Raw genomic sequence first — 15641 nt, 5'->3', positions numbered from 1 at the left:
TTAACTAGTGAGTGTGAATTGAAACCCAAAAAATATCTCAATAATATAATTGAACAAGACCATAGATTTGCGAAAAAGTTAGCTAAATATAAATCATATTTTCAATTCTTTCATACAGCCTGGAGAACCTTGAGAGGATATGAAATCACCAATGCCATTGCGTTTAGGTCAGATTGAAAATATAGATAAAGGTGATATTTTAGTCCAAAGGGATTTTATTCATTCTCTCTTTGGGATTGCTGTTTGAAAAATTAGCTATTCACAGATTTTTTCTGTCCATTTGAATTTTTTGCAACAGAACCATCGATACTGCTGCCCGTCCCGATGAAAATGAATTACAAGCTTTAGCTGATGGCTGTAACCTTTTAATCTTGCCTACTTCTCCTGATGCTTTGGCGGTTGATGCCCTGCTGCAAACGATAGATTTACTTCAGGAATTAGAGAGCGATCGCTATCGTATCTTACTAACAATGGTGCATCCTAAACCCGTCAAGATGGCAGAACAAGCCAGAGCAGCTTTAGCAGGAGTACCGTTATTTGACACGGAGATTAGACGGTTAATTGCCTATGAAAAAGCAGCCCTCATGGGTGTACCCGTGTATGAAGTTAAAGACCGTATGGCAAAAATTGCCTGGGGTGATTACGAGCAAGTGGGTAAGGAGATAATGTCATGAGTGATGCAGCCAATATGTTTAAAAAGCTGGCACAGAATCGTCAAAAATCTACATCACCTGAAACAGCAGCCAAAACTAAGGAGGAAAGTAAGCCAGTACCCGAATCTAATCCTTCTGAGAAAGCTAAAAAAACTGCTTCTGAACCATCTCCAGAGAAAAAACTCCCAGAACCAGCGATCGCACCCGAAGAATCAAACAAGAAACGAGGAAGACCAGCTACAGGCAAACGCAGCGATCCTGATTGGATTGGCAGAACTTACTACATCCGTAAAGAAAATGACTTTGATGTTGAAGATGAACTAGTCAAACTCAAACGGGCAGGTATCAATTTAGATAAATCCGAATTGGTGGATTTTCTCCTGGCTGCTTGGGTAAAATGCCGAAATGGTGAAAATATAGATATTCAAATGTCCGAAATTTCACCAAGGCGAAAAGATGAATTGCCATAATTTAAGTTGATAATTTAGCCAAACTATGAGTAAACAAATGTAATTTACTGTATTGCTTTTGTATTTTTAGGTTGTATTAACTCCCAAACTTTAGATATTAATAACTTGATTTATCAAAGCGATCACTTTACTTTAAATTGCCAACAAAAAGATTGAAGCTAAAAGTTAAAGCTGCCTTTAGGACTGTGTTCCAGACCTATCCTGGAATTCCAGACTGATATCACAGAAAAATTTATTTGAGCATTTCATAATATGTATATCGAATTAAAAAAAAAATATTATGAGCGACCAGAATTCCAGCCCAGATAACATTGTCCGTCCAGAGGACTTGATGGCAGAACTAGACCTTAAAAAGTCAACTTACTATGATGATTTAAACTATCTAGGTATCTCAGCCAACAAGGATGAAAACAAAAAAGCTTATCTAACAATTGACCAAGCCAACCAAGTTAGGGCATTACGTTCTTATGTTATTGAAAATGGTAAGCGAGATGGTTTTGTTTATGGTGGTTTAGTAGTTTCTAATAATAGTGATTTAGCTATAAATTCCGCTCCAAATAGTATTTATGTTGAAGCTGAAGAACCTACTGCCAACGTTGATATAAATGCACTACTCAGAGGCGCGGCACAACTAAAAGCCCGTGAATTGGCAACACCTAACTTATTGATACGAGAATTAGCCAATCGCATGACTGAAGATGATTTACCCGATGACTTAAGAGAAAAAGTAGCGCTCGCCCGTGAGGTAGCCAACCCAAAGTGGACACCAGCAGAGATCGCGACTCAACTACTAGCCCAACACCGCAGCCAGAAGGGACAGGTAGAAGGGTAGATTTTAAAGATAATGATTCTTTCAATCATGTAGTCAAGGCGATTAGGCTCCGCCTACCCTGCGGGATCGCTGCTGGAAATTCTGTAATAGTTCTGGGTGAAGCTGGTACGGGTAAAAATGATTTTGCCCTAGCTTTGCATGAGGAAATGTCGGGGGAGTTTCAGGCTGCGATTGGCTTCGCCAGTGCGCGGAGCGCGATGCGAAGCGAGTCCTTTAGGGCAATCGCCATGCAGTTAGATATCCCAACGACGGAAACCCAATATAACAAGAATGGTGACCCGACAGGAGAGAAGGATTTAACTGTTGATGCTCTCAAACAAGAAATACTCGAAAACTCTGGAGAAGACACCTTACTTATATTTCCTGAAGCTAAAAGGTTGACTACTTCAATTCGTTATTGGATTGAAGACATGATGAGTGCTGGGGCGAAAGTCGTCTGTTTTGCTGTAGCCAATCCTGGCAAAGATATCTTCCTCGATATGTTGGAGATTGAATTGGAGTTGCCGAGCGATTGGCTCTGCCAGTGCGCGGAGCGCAATCGCGCCATTAGAGAAGTGATGGAAACAGAAGCAATAAAACAAGGTTTACAGATTAGTAAATCTAAATTAGCTGAACTCCAACCTCTAGCTGGTAGAAATCCAATGCTAGCCAGGAAAATTATCAAACAGGAGAAGCTGGGGCTGAGGCAGGATAAACCAGAACATACTCAGTATGTAGTCATTATGCCCGTGATTATCGCGATGCTGTTTAGTTTTGCCGTAGTTAGGTTTATTGGTATGGGAACGGGGAATAAAGGACTTTATATTACTGGCGGTGTTTGTTTGGTTAGTGCGATGGCGTTGAAACAGTTGGGGAATGTTAGAGGTGCTAGAAAAAGGTTGGGACAGTGAAAATTAAATATTTCATTAAACAAAAATGAAGCTTTCTGCATTTCTTCTTAAAAAACTATTGTGGGGTTCGCGCAGCATCTTTGCGCTTATTGCTATCTGGTAGAAAAGCAGAGTTAATCGACATCTGCTGATAAACACGATGTTGCAAGTACCATCTATCGTTTTGTTTAATCCAGCGGTCGCATACAACACCATGACCAATAGTACGAGGCAGTAATGAGTCCAATTCTTCACTGGGAGACTCATTACGAGACTCGGCAGGAAAAAGTTGAAGCACCAAAATATAACTAACTGATTCTGCTACATCTGGACCGACTTTACGGGTTATTGAGTTCAAGCAATGGTGACGAATACCATCGAATCCAACAGGAGTATTTTTAAACCACTCAATAAAACTGCTAGCACTTTCATGTTTGCCAAATAAAGGATGTTTGTTGATATAATCTTCGGTCAATATTTTTTTCAAAGCAGCGTCATCTCGGCTATCTTCACATAGATAAACGCGGTGTAATAATTCTGTGATTTGAACGCGGTCGCTAGTAGATAACTCACTAGGCAATGCTGAATCTGGATCGCAGAATCCTTTTGGTAATTCAGTAACGTTATGAAATGGCAATTTTACCTCCTAATTTGTGTAATACCGTAAAAAATTTAGTTAACGACGAACTATTCGTAATGCCCAATCTCTTCATAGTTTAATCGACAAATGAATCCAAGCCATGCCAAAGGGTTCGATTAGTCGAGCAACTTCCAATTTTCCCGCATCGACCGCTTCTTGATACAGTCGCTGCGGGGGCGAATAGCCCGCCAGTCTATCACGGATACACCTTCGGATATCGTCGAAGACGACGATCTGAGCGAAGCTCTGCGGGGAAACCCCCAAGACCGCCCGTGCATGATTAGCTCCTTACGTCGCGTCCGCTGTATCGCTTCAAACCCGATATCGCTAACCAGTTGTAAAACTGTTTTTTTAGCTGCTTCGTCATCACCGCAAACCAACATGACGGTTGCTTTTCCTTCGTAGACTGGATTTGCCATGTTTTCCCAACCAGTTTGATTGAAGCTTTTAAATACTTTGGCTTCTTCTGCCCACTGAGCTACTTTTTCGGCACCAGAGGTATCAAAACCAATTTCTAAACCTGAAAAATCGGAGGTTAGGGGGTTGGTGACATCAATAATTATTTTGTTGCTAAAGTCGGCTGCTTCTAATACTTTGGGAACTACTTGCCAGGGAAGGGCGAGGACGATAATGTTTTGCTAAAGGCGATCGCTTCGGAGTTAGTTCCTGCTTGAGCATTATTCCCAATGTCTTTAATTAGATCTTGAGTCTTTTCATCGTTAGGATGGCGGACACAAAAAAAGACTTCATGACCTTTATTTGCCCACCTTTTACCCAAAGTACCACCAACGTTTCCCGCACCTAAAATTGAAATTTTCATGATTTAGTTTTCCTCTAAAATAGTCAACGCTAAGTTACTTACTTTTTCTAATAGTTCTACAACACTACGTAGTAACAACAATCTTTCCAACCTGTTGATTAGATTCCATGAAGCGATGGGCATCGGCAACCTGTTCCAAAGGAAATTTTTTGGCAATTACTGTTTTTAAACTACCATCCTTTAATTTCTCTATAATAAAAGTTTTTGCTCGCTCAACAGCCTCTGGCTGAACCTGAAGATTTACAATGGGTAATCCAGTAAAGTCAAAAACTTTGTAGGGATAAATTTGTACGCCTTTAATTAACAAGGGGAATATTGGAAATGTCACGGGTGTAGTATCCAAAACACCATAAATAACGATAACTCCCGTTGGTACAATTATTTCTGCATAGGTTTCTATAGTTTTACCTGCAATGGGGTCGTAAATTACTTCAACTCCTGCTCCCTTGGTGATATCTAAAACCGTTTTCACTAAATCTTCTGACTGAGTGACAATGACATAATCTGCACCGAGTTCAATGAGCTGTTGTTTTTTGGCTGATGTACGAGTAGTGGCAATTACGGTAGCTCCTATTGATTTAGCAAGATTTATGGCAGCAACACCTGTACTGCTACTGGCTGCGGTAATTAAAATGCGATCGCCTTTCTTAAGTTTTCCATGTTCAAACAGGGCGAAATAGCCTGTCATGTACTGTACTCCTATAGTGGCAGCTTCTTCTGGAGCAAGATGAGTAGGATATTTCATAACGGCATGAGCAGGAACGATTGCCCATTCACCATATACTCCATAGTCTCCTTGATTAAAGGCTGGGTAAGTTGCAACCCGATCTCCTACCTTGACATTAGTTACTCCTTCACCCACCGCATCGATAACTCCTGCTGCGTCATAACCAATCCGAGATGGTAGCGAGGGAGGATGAATATATTGATTTTCGCGAAAGTAAACTTCGGCTCGATTTAAAGCAAAAGCTGATACTTTTATCCTTACTTCACCGAAACTAGGTTTTTTTGGCGGAACGTTTTCAAGTTGCAGAACACTAGCATCTCCAGTTTTATGAAAGCGGACGATTTTATCCATAATCTCGACTCTTTTTTGTTTCTAAATAAAGAATAATCTCTAGATAAATTAAGATAAATAGGCTAAAAGTTGTTTTATTATTTACTTTTTTTCAGTAATACTTAATGAAAAGCTTAAGCAATATCAAAACCTTTATCCGAGTTGCCCAAACCAAAAGCTTTGTCGAAGCTGCCAACGCTTTAGGTCTTTCCCCCCCAGCCACCAGTAAAGCAGTAGCCAAGCTAGAAGAAGAGTTAAAAGTTAAACTACTACATCGCACTACTCGCAGTGTTAGTTTGACTCCTGAAGGAGAAAGGTTTTACGAAGTTGCTCAAAGACTTCTGGAGGAAATGGACGATATTACTCAAGAGTTCAAAGATAGCTCAAGTGAACCTCGTGGACGGCTAAAAATTAGTATGTCTGCTGCTTATGGTCGGATGTGGGGAACGAGAGTATTGACTCAGTTTTTACAAGCTTATCCCCAAATATCTGTCGAGCTTTCCCTTGATGATAGAGATGTAGACTTAGCTGCTGAGGGTTTTGATGTAGTGATTCGCGTCGGAACTTTAGCCGATAATGCTAATTTGATTGCTAGAAGATTGTTTCTCGATCCTCTAATTACCTGTGCGACTCCTGAATATTTAGAACACTGTGGACGACCTCAACATCCAGATGAGTTAGAGCAATACAACTGCTTAAACTTCCGAAATCGCAAAACAGGTCGTCCTATGCCTTGGATTTTCAATATTGATGGGCAAGTCGAACGCCGAAATTTTGCAGGAACACTAACTATTGATGATGGTGAAGCAGTGGGTCGAACTGCAATGTTAGGAATAGGAATTAGTCAAATGCCAGGTTTTATGGCGATTGATGCTCTAAAAGAAGGCATTTTAGAAGAAATTCTAGTGGATTATAGACCACCTTTTGTTCCTTTTACCGCACTTTACTTGGATCGGCGATTGGTTTCACCACGTATTCAAGCTTTTGTCAATTTTATGGTTAAACAAGGCAATTTTTGAAAGACAGTGAGCCAAATAACTGACGATTTGCGGAGCATAGCCGCAGGCATCGCTCTATTCTCAATCCAAACTGATAAGAAATAACTTCATCTTTTTACCGCCGATGTTAGCCATAACTCATGCAGCGATCGCTTTACTCAAGAACATCTTTAATCCTGGGAACTGGTAAGTTTAAAGTTATTACTTGGATGAATTTGGTGCAAACTGGGCGAATATCTCTTCCCCCGTCATGTTTTTGGTTTTATTGGCAAAAGAGTAATATTCGGGTTTTTCGTCGATAAAAACCTGATGCTCTAAAACAAGAGCAGATTCGTTATCAAAAATCCCTGCTGGTATGTAGTATTGGTTGTTTTCTTTGAACTTATAAAACAAATGGCTACCACACTGCTTACAAAATCCCCGTTCCGCCCATTCTGAGGATTGAAAAAGCCCGATGTTTTTTTCTCCCTCAAAACTAACATCATTGCTACACTCAACTGCCATCAAAGCTCCTCCACCCCATTTACGACACATATTACAATGACACGCTGCAACGTGAGGATTCATGCTGGTGGTGGAAAGACTTACCGCTCCGCAGAGACAGCTACCCTTGGCAACACTAAGTTCAGACATATTGTTCTCTTTTTAGTAAGTGTTGGTTTAATTCTCTTGAGATTGTTATACCGTGCTTTGATTCAAATAACTGACACTTTGCAATAAAGATTCAAAACTGGTAGTTGACCACCGATAACCAATTAATGCTTATGATGTCAATTACTCACAGCGCGATCGCCGAGGCACGGAACTTCACTAATTTTAGGCACTGCTAACCCTTTAACTTTAGGTCTAGCCATTATTGGCTCTCAACTTCCCGACTTAGACACCACTACTAGCACCATCGGCAAAATCTTCTTTCCCATTAGCTCTTGGATTGAAGATAGATTCCCCCATCGCTCCATTACTCATTGTCTGCTAGCTACTGTTGCGATCGCTGCTGTGTCAATTCCTTTAGGTTTTTCTTAGGAGATATCAAAACGGCGATCGCTCTTCGCCTCGGTCATCTGCTTTCCTGTTTCTCCGATACTTTTACCAAGCAAGGCGTACAATTGTTCTATCCTTGTCCTGCCTGGGCAATTAGTGTTAGCAATCCGAGAAGAAGATTAAAAACTGGTGGGGCTGGTGAATTGTGGGTTTTGGGAATCGCGTAGCGAAGCCCTAAAGGACTAACTTCGTGTCGCCATGCCGTTAGGCTTATCGCCCTCCTAAGTTTGGGCATCCATCTGGCTAATGGTGGCGGTATAACTCACAAAGTCTCGCAGAATCTAGGTTTGAGAGAAGGTGTTGTTAAAATCTACAATCAGAATGCCAGTACTAATAATGTCTATGCAGAAATTAAGGGCTTTTGGACGAGCGATCGCACTAGTGCCGATGGTAAATATTTGATTATCGGTAATGAAGGTAATGAGTTTATCGTTACTGATGGCAAAGGAGTTTATAAGACTGGTGAACAGATTATTACAAGTAAGGTAAGCACTGAAGTTGGTGAAGCTGCCAAGACTGAGATTAAGAGTATTAGTTTTGATGATGAAAGTGCGATCGCTCAACTAGAAGAACTACAACAGGCTTATCCTGGGGCTGAGATTTACTTGAATGGTGAGTTGACTATTGATTTTCCTGAAGATGTGAAGATTCCCGTTGAACCGAATCAAATGGTTACGGCTGAGTTGGTGGGGAGTAGTTTGAAGTTGAATTATTGCGGGTTGGAGAAGGCGATCATATATTTGAAGGAGCAGTATGCTGTAGGTACGTTAGAAATTAAGGTAGTGCAGCCTAGATTATTGAATAATATCTAGAAAAATTGCTCTAATTGAGAATAATTAGTTACCTCACAAAATCCTCAACTTCTTTTCCTACTATTTAGGTTATGAGAAGGGAAAATGCCTGATTTTACGAGTTCATTCTTACATGAGCTAACAGTATATTTCTAGTCGAATTTTTTATTCGTACTAATTAAACGAACTTTATGTTAGGAGGATAATCAAATGTTAAGTATTGATCGAGATGTAGTCGATCTTAATGTTGAGGAAATTCCTGAAGGAATAGATCAAGTGTTTAAATTCATTCCTAACACGACTGCATTTGAGTTGCAGAACGCATATAGTCTTGCTCTGGTAGCAGAATTAGCCTACAGAAAAGAGAATGAAATTCAGAACACTGTTAAAAAATGGGGGTTTGATAAATTTAAGTTTATTAAGGCAGAAGACGGGACAGAATGTTTCGTTATGTCTAATGAAGAAATCATTGTAGTTTCTTTTAGAGGGACTGAAAAAACAAAGGATTGGATCATTAACTTAAACCTGGAACTTATTGATGGGTCATTTGAAGGAAAAGTTCATTCTGGTTTTTATACTTCTCTTAATAATGTCTGGCAACAAATAAAAAGAACAATAGCTGCTTTTCGAGACAATAAAGAAAAATCTCTGTGGTTTACAGGTCATAGTTTAGGAGGAGCATTAGCGACTTTAGCCGTAGCACGCTTTCGGGGAGAGGATCGACCAGTGGATGGTCTTTATACATTTGGGCAACCTCGTGTTGGCGATCGCGAATTTGCCAGAAACTTTAATTTTGATTTCAAACCTTATACCTTTCGCTTTGTCAATAATAACGATACCGTTACTCGCATTCCCTCGCGAGCGCGTCAATACAGTCATGTTGGAACTTTTAAGTATTTCACTGAGCCAGGCGAATTTGTAGAAGATATCGGCTATTGGAATCGCTTTCTCGATAGAATGCACGGACGCACTAACGATATCCTCGAATGGGGTAGTGATGGCATTAAAGACCATGCAATGTTCAAATACAGAGAACTTATTGGTAAGGCATTGGAGAAAAAATTACAACAAGTTTTCTAAATGAAGTGACTTGTAAAACTTAGCCTCAAAATTGAGCTTGAAATTGGATGGAGGTTTTGAAAATGACAAGACGTGTAGCAGGAACAGTAATTATTGATGGTACTGACGATGAATATTGGCCTCAAAATGATGAAAAGGTTCATCGCGTATACAATGTGGCAATGATGCTTGATCAGGGTCAACCTGCTTCTGCACTCGATATTCCAGATGTTCGATGGGGAGGGGAATGTCGCGTCGAACTCAGACTCACAGCTAAAGTTGTTGACGATAATACCGTCCAGATTGAGGGGAATGCGAAACTGTTTGAGGGTACGTCTGAAAGCACAACCGATCTTGAAGATGAACAGGTGGTTAGCTTTACTGTACCAAAAGGTGGTGTACCTGCTCATCACGGTATTCAACTTAGAAATACTGAAACTGGAGGAGGAGATCATGCTGAAATCAGTTTGAGCTTCACGAATTCTGTAGTTGAATAGTATGAATTTTTGCTCTTTGGTGCTGACATGAGCCTACTTAAAGAGCATTTTGAACTATTGAAGCTGTAGGTAAAAATAACGCAATCTTCAGTATTTTGAAAGTCCTTCCATGCGTGAATTATACAAAGACATGGAAAACTGGCAAAATGAAAATCACAAACGTTTTCTTTCAACAGATATTCAGCAAGATGGCGATATGTTTTGCTGCATAGCTTTGACCAATCCAACGGAGGTTGTAATTACCGATATGAGAAAGGAATATCAATATGCTAGAGACAACTCATATGTTCAGGTGAAAAACGGGAAACTGTGTGTCACAGAAGACCAATATTGATACAAGTCGGAATCGCGATCGCTGACAACCACTAACTAACCACTCCAAAATGGTTACTGACCCCTCACACGTTCCTCTCATGAAATGGTTCAGCAACCTTATCCCCTATGGACTAGCAACAGCAGGAATAATCTTTGCTTCAGCTATCACAAACAAAGTGACTGGTACATCACCAGCAGTTTCTTAAAATATGTGCGATCGCCCGTACCCGAACTCAGATTACACCCAAACCCCACCCAATAGACTATGACAGATAACAGAAGACCAATAACGGTGAACTGTGATGAAGCGACATCTTAACCTGTCTGTTTATAATCTATTGGGCTATGTCCTTTTAGCCGTTGCTGCCTTTGCCTTTGTTAATGCCAGCAACACCGATTTACAGGCAACTGCACCCATAACTGAAGAACAAACCCAGTCTACTCCAAATCGTCACACAATAACCCTGACTCTCAATCAACTAGACGAACTCAAAGTAACTGAAGGTCAGAGAATTAATGTAGGAGATATCATCAGCGATCGCACTACCGAAAAAACCAAGCTACAAGCCAAAAAACAGAGATTAGATGACTCTCTCACCAAAGCCAGATTACCCCTCAACGCACTAAAACCCGTCCCAGAACCTAAGTTTCAGACCGAACTGGCAGCATTAAAACAAGCTCAGTTTAACCTTGATGCTATTACCCAACAAATAGAAGGATTCGCTGAGAAATTCTATCATAAAGACCCCTGGCACGTTCAAGTATTCGAGCCGGAGAAAGTACAGAAATTAGCCGACTTAAAACGCCGAGAGTTAGAAGCTTCGATTAATGTCGAGAAAGCGATCGCCTCTCTTGATGAAGCCAAACTCAACTATCAAAAGCAGCAGTACGAACACAGTCTTAAGGTTTCTAACTATCAAACATCATTGCAGAAGCAGCAGGAGCAAGTTAACTCACTACAGACTCAGTTGGATACAGTTGATGAGGAATTAGATAAGCTCACATCGGTTTATTCTCCTTATCGGGGCAAGGTAAGAAGGGTGAAGATTCTCGGACAGAATGAGCGAGCGATTACTGCTGAGGTGACTTTGGATATTCGGGGTGAGAAGTAGAGAGATCGCATTACTCCTCAAAAAACCAAAAGATGTAGCCACATCTGTCACAAACATAATTTGTAGCATTTCTGTTTAGCCAGTCTAAATTGAAAAAAGTAGCTCCTCTAGTATTCATTTGAGTTTTACGTGACCAGAAGCGGTCATGGCTACATACTGGACAGACAAGTTTGTGACCTGCTTTGATTACTTCTCTAGCATCTTTGTCATTTCTTTCAGGAACTCTCATCTTTTCTCCAATTCAGAAAAAATGTTTGATATTTCACACATAGTATACGATCGCCGTTTCCCTAATCCAACTCAATAAACTTACTCGTACACTCACTCGGTTGAACGTGCAGGTATCTCGAAGTAACCGCCAACGAACTATGCCCTAAAGACTTCATCAACAAATCGATTCCCGCACCATTATTCAAACTATGACAAGCATGGGCATGACGCAGCCAGTGAGCGGAAGTATGGGGATTAATCCCTGCTTTCTCTACTGCTTTTTTGATCAACCGATGGATAGCATGACGATCGAGTCGATTGCCAAACCTCGATAAAAACACCGCTTCGGTTTTATCACTTTTAGTCAGCTGCTGAAGTTCTGACCACAAGGTTCGAGTGATTAATAAGGTTCTAGTTTTATGACCCTTGCCGAATATGGTTACAGCGATTGCTTCCTCAGTCGGTTGAAAATCCGACCAATTCAAACCTACTAATTCAGATATTCTCAAACCCAGAATATATAAGAGAATAAGAATCAGGCGATCGCGTTGAGTAGAAGCTGCATTAATTAGCTTCTTTACCTCTTCATCCAGTAAGATTCTTTCATTTAGTGCATCCTTGGGCTTGAGAGTCTTGACCATAGAGACAGGATTAGCCAACAAATAACCCGTTTTTACTCCGAAGCTGAACAGAGATTTTATAGCTCCTAACTTATTATTAATCGTATTTTGGCTGGCTTGACGCAACTGAAACGATTCCAACCACAACAAAATATCTTCGAGCATAATTTCTCGCAACTCTTTACCTGCGAAGGCGAGGAATTGCCTACTGATAGTTATGTAAGTCTTTTGAGTAGTTTTAGCCTTCTGAGATATCCATAATCTTATTAGTTCTGTATCTGTCGCTGCGTTAGTTAGCTTCGGATAGGTATAAAGGGTCATATCACAACAGAATAGAGTTTTTGTTGTGTTGAGTCCATCCGAAAATAAAGACGAACTCAACTAGAGAAAAATCAGCCTGTAACCCTTAGCTAATGGGAATGGCTCTAATTACTCTTTGTCAAAATGCTGGTGGTAACAGCTACCACTTCGGGGAATGATTAGGGATTTAGCACCCTAAAAGATCGGAAACATCCTTTTGTATTGTTTCAGTGTTGGTAGATACTTTATCTACTGTTTTTTCAACCTGAGACATTCTTGTGCTTAGATTTTCCAGTTTGACGTTGATGGTGGGAATGTCTTGCTGTCTTAAACCAGATACATCATTTTGAAGATTGTCTAGCTTTTGATCGAGTTGCCCTAGAATTTCCTTGAGGTCTGATTCTACGTTGATACTCATTGCTATACTTAACTTAAGATTTATTTCCAAGGGAAGCTTCTAGATGTCCAGTCGGGAGGCTTTCTTTTTAATTGTATTATCCTACTTAAACTAATTCGATTCGCAGTTGACGACCCACCACAGACGCTGCTCTGGTAATAGTTTCAATACTCACTCCTGTTTTTTCAGGATCTAGTAGTCTATCTAGCTGCGCCCTGGAGGTCTGCATCTGTTTTGCCATCTCGGTTTTAGTTAAGTTTTGTCGCTTCATTTCCTCTTCAAGCTGGCGAGCTAGTACCCGTTTAATGGCGATCGCACTACATTCTTCATACAATCCTTCTTCCTGTAAGAAATCATCGAAACTAGAGCCAGTGTGTAGTCTTTTCAATCTTCGCCCTCTATTGACTGTATCTTATATGGTACATTGTGCACAACTAATTATATTCATTTGTTTGTTTGGGGAAGATTAAGATTATCTCGTTCTTTCCTAAGCACATGAAAAAACTCTTTAACAGTTCTAGTTTATTAGTCGGTCTAATTCTCGTCTTGATTGGTGTCCTTGCCAACCGAAAGGCTATTAATGGCTCAACAGAAAAGGCAATCGCTAATGTCTTATTCAAAGATAATTATGCCCAACAATGGCAAGTCAAGCCAGGTAGCATCCATGATGGCGATACCTTAAGAGTCGTCAGAGGTAACGAAGAATTAAAGATTAGACTCTGTGGCATCAACATAACTCCAGAGATTAAACAGCCATTGGGGATTGAATCTAGAGATTACTTGCGATCTCCTTCGGAGGTGGCGTAGCCAATCGCTCATTGCTAAGAGCAACAGTACAATCCATGTTCTACCTATTGAAGAAGACCGTTATGGGCGCACTGTAGCGGAGTTATGGATACCGATTAAACTTGACTATGAAGGGGAAATTCACCTCAACACAGCAATGGTTGAAGCTGGCATGGCTTATCACTATCAACAATATTCGGGTAATTGTGAGAGTGCCGAGAATTTGGGTTGGGCGGAAAAGATTGCTCGTGATGATAAGTTGGGTGTTTGGAATGGGAGTCATCAGAAGCCTTGGGACTACCGTAAATCTAATAAATAACCCTATCAAATATATAAGTCCCAGTAGCATTGCCACCAGGACTGTAGTTTTTATATTAATTTTTATCTGTATTAATTATCAACTTGGGAATTTGTCAAAGGTACGATCTGAATCTTATAAGATGGGTAATTGCGATCGCTTTTATAACTAAAATCAACAAACAATCTACTCACTTCGATCTAATTGACGCACTACTCCCCCATGAATTTTGACCATAGATTCTGCCATTTGTTTAGATGGGAAATGTTTGGCTTTGTCTATTCCTGGCTGGAACTTACCCGAAAGGGTTAAATAGTGAGTAAATATTCCTACTTTTTTCTCAACTATCCACATGGCGCGACTGCTTTGAATTCAACAATATGAGGTCTGGTAACAATTTTATTGGAAAGCGTTGAAGCAGCAAAAGAAGCCTTTACGACTCTTAAACCAATGTTCGACGTGAGCTTAGACGCTCCATGCTCTTACTTATGATGAATTAGACGGAGAGTTAGTTAAGTGTTTGCTTGGCGATCGCCAAGCAACTTAGAATAGGGCGATCTACCGTGTATAAAATTCTTGAAGAAGCATAGTTAATATTTTATTAAGATCCTTGCCTTGCTGTCTTTTCTGCAACTGCTTTTTCTACCATCTTCATTGCATAAATACTTCTATTATAAAATTACGAGGCGATCATGAAAAAATGTTCATTTACAATTGAACAAAACGTTATTGTTAAAGAAACTATCCCTGAAAAGGGCATCGTTAGCTCCAATCCCGAGCGTTCTCTTCGTTTATCTTCTAAGTTTTTAGAAAACCCTATTGTAAAAATACAATCTTGGGGTATTGGTGTTATAGCGGGGAGTATAAACTGTGGGAGTGTAAGCGAAGAATTTTTCTTTGCATATGTACCAATGGGAGCAAGCGGAGCTGCCCATGCTTTTCATGAGATTTTTGCGGCTGGGGCACAGGAGGTCGTCCGACTCGGCAGTAATGATGTATGGGTACAAGAAAAAGATCTCGATTCACTAGTTTTGGTTTCTGAATCAAGAGGCTTGAGAGGATTATCTTGGGATCATGGTATAGCAGAAAAAGACGTGGACTTACCAATGATGCCTGACAATGAATTAAATCAAAGATTAATTAAAAGCTGCAACAGGAACAGTTTTCCATTTTCTGAACGTGTGTGCTTTAATGTTGATGATTATCATGCATATTTATATCCTGAGTTAATGAAAAAGCCTCAAAGAATTAAGCAGCGTCTTGATACGTATAATTCTTTCGGTCCATATAGTAGAGATATGGAAACAGCTTCTTTATTTCTAAAAGCAAATCAATTTGGAACCAAAGCCGCAAGTGTTCTGCAAAATGTATTTAAACAAAAAAAGGAATCACCTTACGAAGGCTCTTCAGGAAATAAAGCCAAAATACATGAAAGCAAAATTGCCGAAATTATAATAAATGCTCTGCTTGAGACATCAGTTTAGTTCTATATCGTCCAAATAGAACAGAAGTTTATTCCTCCTGCCGATTGGGAATTTGTTACTCGCGATTGCCCTAAAGGACTCCTAAAGGATACACCTTCGGATATAACTTCGTGTCGCGATAGCCGCGTCGAAGACATCGCTTCGCAAAGACAATTAATTCAATGTGGTGGGGGTACGAAGATGGAAAGATAGATATAGGATTTTATATCGAGAACTTTCTAGAGCGATGCAAGGTGGAGCAGTAATTACAGGAACCTATCCCACTAATATGATTTTAGTGATCCACATATGGATTGTTGCTAAAGCTAAAAAACCATCAAAAACAAGAGGTTGACGTTCCCAGCGAACAACTAAACGTCTATATTTTCTTTGAAACCAGGAAAAACATCTTT

25 protein-coding genes are annotated in these 15641 nt (G+C 40.1%); 16 read left to right on the top strand and 9 right to left on the bottom strand.

What is annotated here, in order from left to right:
• The first annotated feature begins 371 nt into the window (after nucleotides 1-371).
• The 4 genes from V6C71_00715 (at nucleotide 372) to V6C71_00700 (ending at nucleotide 2845) form a co-directional block, all read left to right on the top strand.
• On the top strand, nucleotides 372-674 hold the full coding sequence (locus tag V6C71_00715; protein HEY9767012.1) for a hypothetical protein: 303 nt from the start codon (nucleotides 372-374) through the stop codon (nucleotides 672-674).
• Nucleotides 671-1123 (top strand): hypothetical protein, encoded by a 453-nt coding sequence (locus V6C71_00710; protein HEY9767011.1) that lies wholly within the window; start codon nucleotides 671-673, stop codon nucleotides 1121-1123. The genes V6C71_00715 and V6C71_00710 overlap by 4 nt, the downstream gene beginning before the upstream one ends.
• Before the next feature lie 280 nt (nucleotides 1124-1403).
• Entirely contained in the window at nucleotides 1404-1955 is a 552-nt protein-coding gene (locus V6C71_00705) for a hypothetical protein (protein HEY9767010.1), read from the top strand.
• Nucleotides 1883-2845 carry a hypothetical protein gene (locus V6C71_00700; protein ID HEY9767009.1) on the top strand — a complete coding sequence of 321 codons (963 nt, stop codon included), beginning with the start codon at nucleotides 1883-1885 and terminating at the stop codon, nucleotides 2843-2845. The genes V6C71_00705 and V6C71_00700 overlap by 73 nt, the downstream gene beginning before the upstream one ends.
• A gap of 55 nt (nucleotides 2846-2900) precedes the next feature.
• Here the strand turns inward: V6C71_00700 and V6C71_00695 are convergent, their stop codons facing one another.
• Nucleotides 2901-3461, bottom strand: a complete 561-nt coding sequence (locus V6C71_00695) for a nuclear transport factor 2 family protein (protein HEY9767008.1) — start codon at nucleotides 3459-3461, stop codon at nucleotides 2901-2903.
• A gap of 159 nt (nucleotides 3462-3620) precedes the next feature.
• On the opposite strand from V6C71_00695, the gene V6C71_00690 reads away from it, so the two are divergent.
• Nucleotides 3621-3869: a hypothetical protein gene (locus V6C71_00690; protein HEY9767007.1), complete on the top strand. Its 249-nt coding sequence runs from the start codon at nucleotides 3621-3623 to the stop codon at nucleotides 3867-3869.
• Between the two features lie 196 nt (nucleotides 3870-4065).
• Here the strand turns inward: V6C71_00690 and V6C71_00685 are convergent, their stop codons facing one another.
• Together V6C71_00685 and V6C71_00680 are read right to left on the bottom strand one after the other, a co-directional pair.
• A complete protein-coding gene (locus tag V6C71_00685) occupies nucleotides 4066-4284 on the bottom strand; it encodes an NAD(P)-binding domain-containing protein (protein HEY9767006.1) in 219 nt (72 codons plus the stop codon).
• Nucleotides 4285-4348: 64 nt separating this feature from the next.
• Nucleotides 4349-5362: a zinc-dependent alcohol dehydrogenase family protein gene (locus V6C71_00680; protein ID HEY9767005.1), complete on the bottom strand. Its 1014-nt coding sequence runs from the start codon at nucleotides 5360-5362 to the stop codon at nucleotides 4349-4351.
• A 104-nt stretch (nucleotides 5363-5466) separates the two neighbouring features.
• On the opposite strand from V6C71_00680, the gene V6C71_00675 reads away from it, so the two are divergent.
• Nucleotides 5467-6360, top strand: coding sequence for a LysR family transcriptional regulator (locus V6C71_00675; GenBank protein HEY9767004.1), 894 nt, complete (start codon nucleotides 5467-5469; stop codon nucleotides 6358-6360).
• 180 nt (nucleotides 6361-6540) lie between these two features.
• Here the strand turns inward: V6C71_00675 and V6C71_00670 are convergent, their stop codons facing one another.
• Entirely contained in the window at nucleotides 6541-6972 is a 432-nt protein-coding gene (locus tag V6C71_00670; GenBank protein ID HEY9767003.1) for a GFA family protein, read from the bottom strand.
• A gap of 332 nt (nucleotides 6973-7304) precedes the next feature.
• Here V6C71_00670 and V6C71_00665 point away from each other — a divergent pair, with 332 nt between their 5' ends.
• From V6C71_00665 to V6C71_00635, 7 genes are all read left to right on the top strand, one after another.
• Entirely contained in the window at nucleotides 7305-7547 is a 243-nt protein-coding gene (locus V6C71_00665; protein ID HEY9767002.1) for a hypothetical protein, read from the top strand.
• 60 nt (nucleotides 7548-7607) lie between these two features.
• Nucleotides 7608-8192 carry a hypothetical protein gene (locus V6C71_00660; GenBank protein ID HEY9767001.1) on the top strand — a complete coding sequence of 195 codons (585 nt, stop codon included), beginning with the start codon at nucleotides 7608-7610 and terminating at the stop codon, nucleotides 8190-8192.
• A gap of 189 nt (nucleotides 8193-8381) precedes the next feature.
• The gene (locus V6C71_00655; GenBank protein ID HEY9767000.1) at nucleotides 8382-9251 is read left to right on the top strand and encodes a lipase family protein; all 870 of its coding nucleotides are present in this window, start codon (nucleotides 8382-8384) and stop codon (nucleotides 9249-9251) included.
• Nucleotides 9252-9313: 62 nt separating this feature from the next.
• Nucleotides 9314-9727 (top strand): hypothetical protein, encoded by a 414-nt coding sequence (locus V6C71_00650; protein ID HEY9766999.1) that lies wholly within the window; start codon nucleotides 9314-9316, stop codon nucleotides 9725-9727.
• A gap of 130 nt (nucleotides 9728-9857) precedes the next feature.
• Entirely contained in the window at nucleotides 9858-10061 is a 204-nt protein-coding gene (locus tag V6C71_00645) for a hypothetical protein (protein HEY9766998.1), read from the top strand.
• Between the two features lie 84 nt (nucleotides 10062-10145).
• Nucleotides 10146-10304: a hypothetical protein gene (locus V6C71_00640; GenBank protein ID HEY9766997.1), complete on the top strand. Its 159-nt coding sequence runs from the start codon at nucleotides 10146-10148 to the stop codon at nucleotides 10302-10304.
• 40 nt (nucleotides 10305-10344) lie between these two features.
• Nucleotides 10345-11154, top strand: a complete 810-nt coding sequence (locus V6C71_00635; GenBank protein HEY9766996.1) for a hypothetical protein — start codon at nucleotides 10345-10347, stop codon at nucleotides 11152-11154.
• A 10-nt stretch (nucleotides 11155-11164) separates the two neighbouring features.
• Here the strand turns inward: V6C71_00635 and V6C71_00630 are convergent, their stop codons facing one another.
• The 4 genes from V6C71_00630 to V6C71_00615 all read right to left on the bottom strand — a co-directional run bounded on the left by V6C71_00630 (nucleotide 11165) and on the right by V6C71_00615 (nucleotide 13069).
• Complete coding sequence (locus tag V6C71_00630; protein ID HEY9766995.1) at nucleotides 11165-11383, bottom strand: hypothetical protein; 219 nt, start codon at nucleotides 11381-11383, stop codon at nucleotides 11165-11167.
• 61 nt (nucleotides 11384-11444) lie between these two features.
• On the bottom strand, nucleotides 11445-12305 hold the full coding sequence (locus V6C71_00625; protein ID HEY9766994.1) for a tyrosine-type recombinase/integrase: 861 nt from the start codon (nucleotides 12303-12305) through the stop codon (nucleotides 11445-11447).
• 166 nt (nucleotides 12306-12471) lie between these two features.
• Complete coding sequence (locus tag V6C71_00620; protein HEY9766993.1) at nucleotides 12472-12702, bottom strand: hypothetical protein; 231 nt, start codon at nucleotides 12700-12702, stop codon at nucleotides 12472-12474.
• A gap of 85 nt (nucleotides 12703-12787) precedes the next feature.
• Entirely contained in the window at nucleotides 12788-13069 is a 282-nt protein-coding gene (locus tag V6C71_00615; protein HEY9766992.1) for a helix-turn-helix domain-containing protein, read from the bottom strand.
• Between the two features lie 107 nt (nucleotides 13070-13176).
• Between V6C71_00615 and V6C71_00610 the strand changes: the two genes are divergently transcribed.
• The gene (locus V6C71_00610; GenBank protein ID HEY9766991.1) at nucleotides 13177-13488 is read left to right on the top strand and encodes a hypothetical protein; all 312 of its coding nucleotides are present in this window, start codon (nucleotides 13177-13179) and stop codon (nucleotides 13486-13488) included.
• On the top strand, nucleotides 13445-13786 hold the full coding sequence (locus tag V6C71_00605; GenBank protein ID HEY9766990.1) for a thermonuclease family protein: 342 nt from the start codon (nucleotides 13445-13447) through the stop codon (nucleotides 13784-13786). The genes V6C71_00610 and V6C71_00605 overlap by 44 nt, the downstream gene beginning before the upstream one ends.
• 165 nt (nucleotides 13787-13951) lie before the next feature.
• Here V6C71_00605 and V6C71_00600 read toward each other — a convergent pair whose 3' ends face one another.
• Entirely contained in the window at nucleotides 13952-14119 is a 168-nt protein-coding gene (locus tag V6C71_00600; protein HEY9766989.1) for a hypothetical protein, read from the bottom strand.
• Between the two features lie 338 nt (nucleotides 14120-14457).
• Here V6C71_00600 and V6C71_00595 point away from each other — a divergent pair, with 338 nt between their 5' ends.
• Complete coding sequence (locus tag V6C71_00595; protein ID HEY9766988.1) at nucleotides 14458-15249, top strand: hypothetical protein; 792 nt, start codon at nucleotides 14458-14460, stop codon at nucleotides 15247-15249.
• Nucleotides 15250-15641 lie beyond the last annotated feature (392 nt).

The organism is Coleofasciculaceae cyanobacterium (assembly GCA_036703275.1).
Classification (GTDB): domain Bacteria; phylum Cyanobacteriota; class Cyanobacteriia; order Cyanobacteriales; family Xenococcaceae; genus Waterburya.
This window is presented reverse-complemented; position numbering and strand designations above follow the sequence as displayed.

What these genes read in the sequence shown, in the direction of transcription:
- V6C71_00675 (HEY9767004.1), top strand. Translation starts at nt 5,467, where the DNA reads ATGAAAAGCTTAAGCAATATCAAAACCTTTATCCGAGTTGCCCAAACC.
- V6C71_00645 (HEY9766998.1), top strand. Translation starts at nt 9,858, where the DNA reads ATGGAAAACTGGCAAAATGAAAATCACAAACGTTTTCTTTCAACAGAT.
- V6C71_00625 (HEY9766994.1), bottom strand. Translation starts at nt 12,305, where the DNA reads ATGACCCTTTATACCTATCCGAAGCTAACTAACGCAGCGACAGATACA.
- V6C71_00640 (HEY9766997.1), top strand. Translation starts at nt 10,146, where the DNA reads ATGGTTCAGCAACCTTATCCCCTATGGACTAGCAACAGCAGGAATAAT.
- V6C71_00655 (HEY9767000.1), top strand. Translation starts at nt 8,382, where the DNA reads ATGTTAAGTATTGATCGAGATGTAGTCGATCTTAATGTTGAGGAAATT.
- V6C71_00670 (HEY9767003.1), bottom strand. Translation starts at nt 6,972, where the DNA reads ATGTCTGAACTTAGTGTTGCCAAGGGTAGCTGTCTCTGCGGAGCGGTA.
- V6C71_00600 (HEY9766989.1), bottom strand. Translation starts at nt 14,119, where the DNA reads ATGTGGATAGTTGAGAAAAAAGTAGGAATATTTACTCACTATTTAACC.
- V6C71_00650 (HEY9766999.1), top strand. Translation starts at nt 9,314, where the DNA reads ATGACAAGACGTGTAGCAGGAACAGTAATTATTGATGGTACTGACGAT.
- V6C71_00630 (HEY9766995.1), bottom strand. Translation starts at nt 11,383, where the DNA reads ATGAGAGTTCCTGAAAGAAATGACAAAGATGCTAGAGAAGTAATCAAA.
- V6C71_00705 (HEY9767010.1), top strand. Translation starts at nt 1,404, where the DNA reads ATGAGCGACCAGAATTCCAGCCCAGATAACATTGTCCGTCCAGAGGAC.
- V6C71_00595 (HEY9766988.1), top strand. Translation starts at nt 14,458, where the DNA reads ATGAAAAAATGTTCATTTACAATTGAACAAAACGTTATTGTTAAAGAA.
- V6C71_00635 (HEY9766996.1), top strand. Translation starts at nt 10,345, where the DNA reads ATGAAGCGACATCTTAACCTGTCTGTTTATAATCTATTGGGCTATGTC.
- V6C71_00680 (HEY9767005.1), bottom strand. Translation starts at nt 5,362, where the DNA reads ATGGATAAAATCGTCCGCTTTCATAAAACTGGAGATGCTAGTGTTCTG.
- V6C71_00685 (HEY9767006.1), bottom strand. Translation starts at nt 4,284, where the DNA reads ATGAAAATTTCAATTTTAGGTGCGGGAAACGTTGGTGGTACTTTGGGT.
- V6C71_00610 (HEY9766991.1), top strand. Translation starts at nt 13,177, where the DNA reads ATGAAAAAACTCTTTAACAGTTCTAGTTTATTAGTCGGTCTAATTCTC.
- V6C71_00620 (HEY9766993.1), bottom strand. Translation starts at nt 12,702, where the DNA reads ATGAGTATCAACGTAGAATCAGACCTCAAGGAAATTCTAGGGCAACTC.
- V6C71_00710 (HEY9767011.1), top strand. Translation starts at nt 671, where the DNA reads ATGAGTGATGCAGCCAATATGTTTAAAAAGCTGGCACAGAATCGTCAA.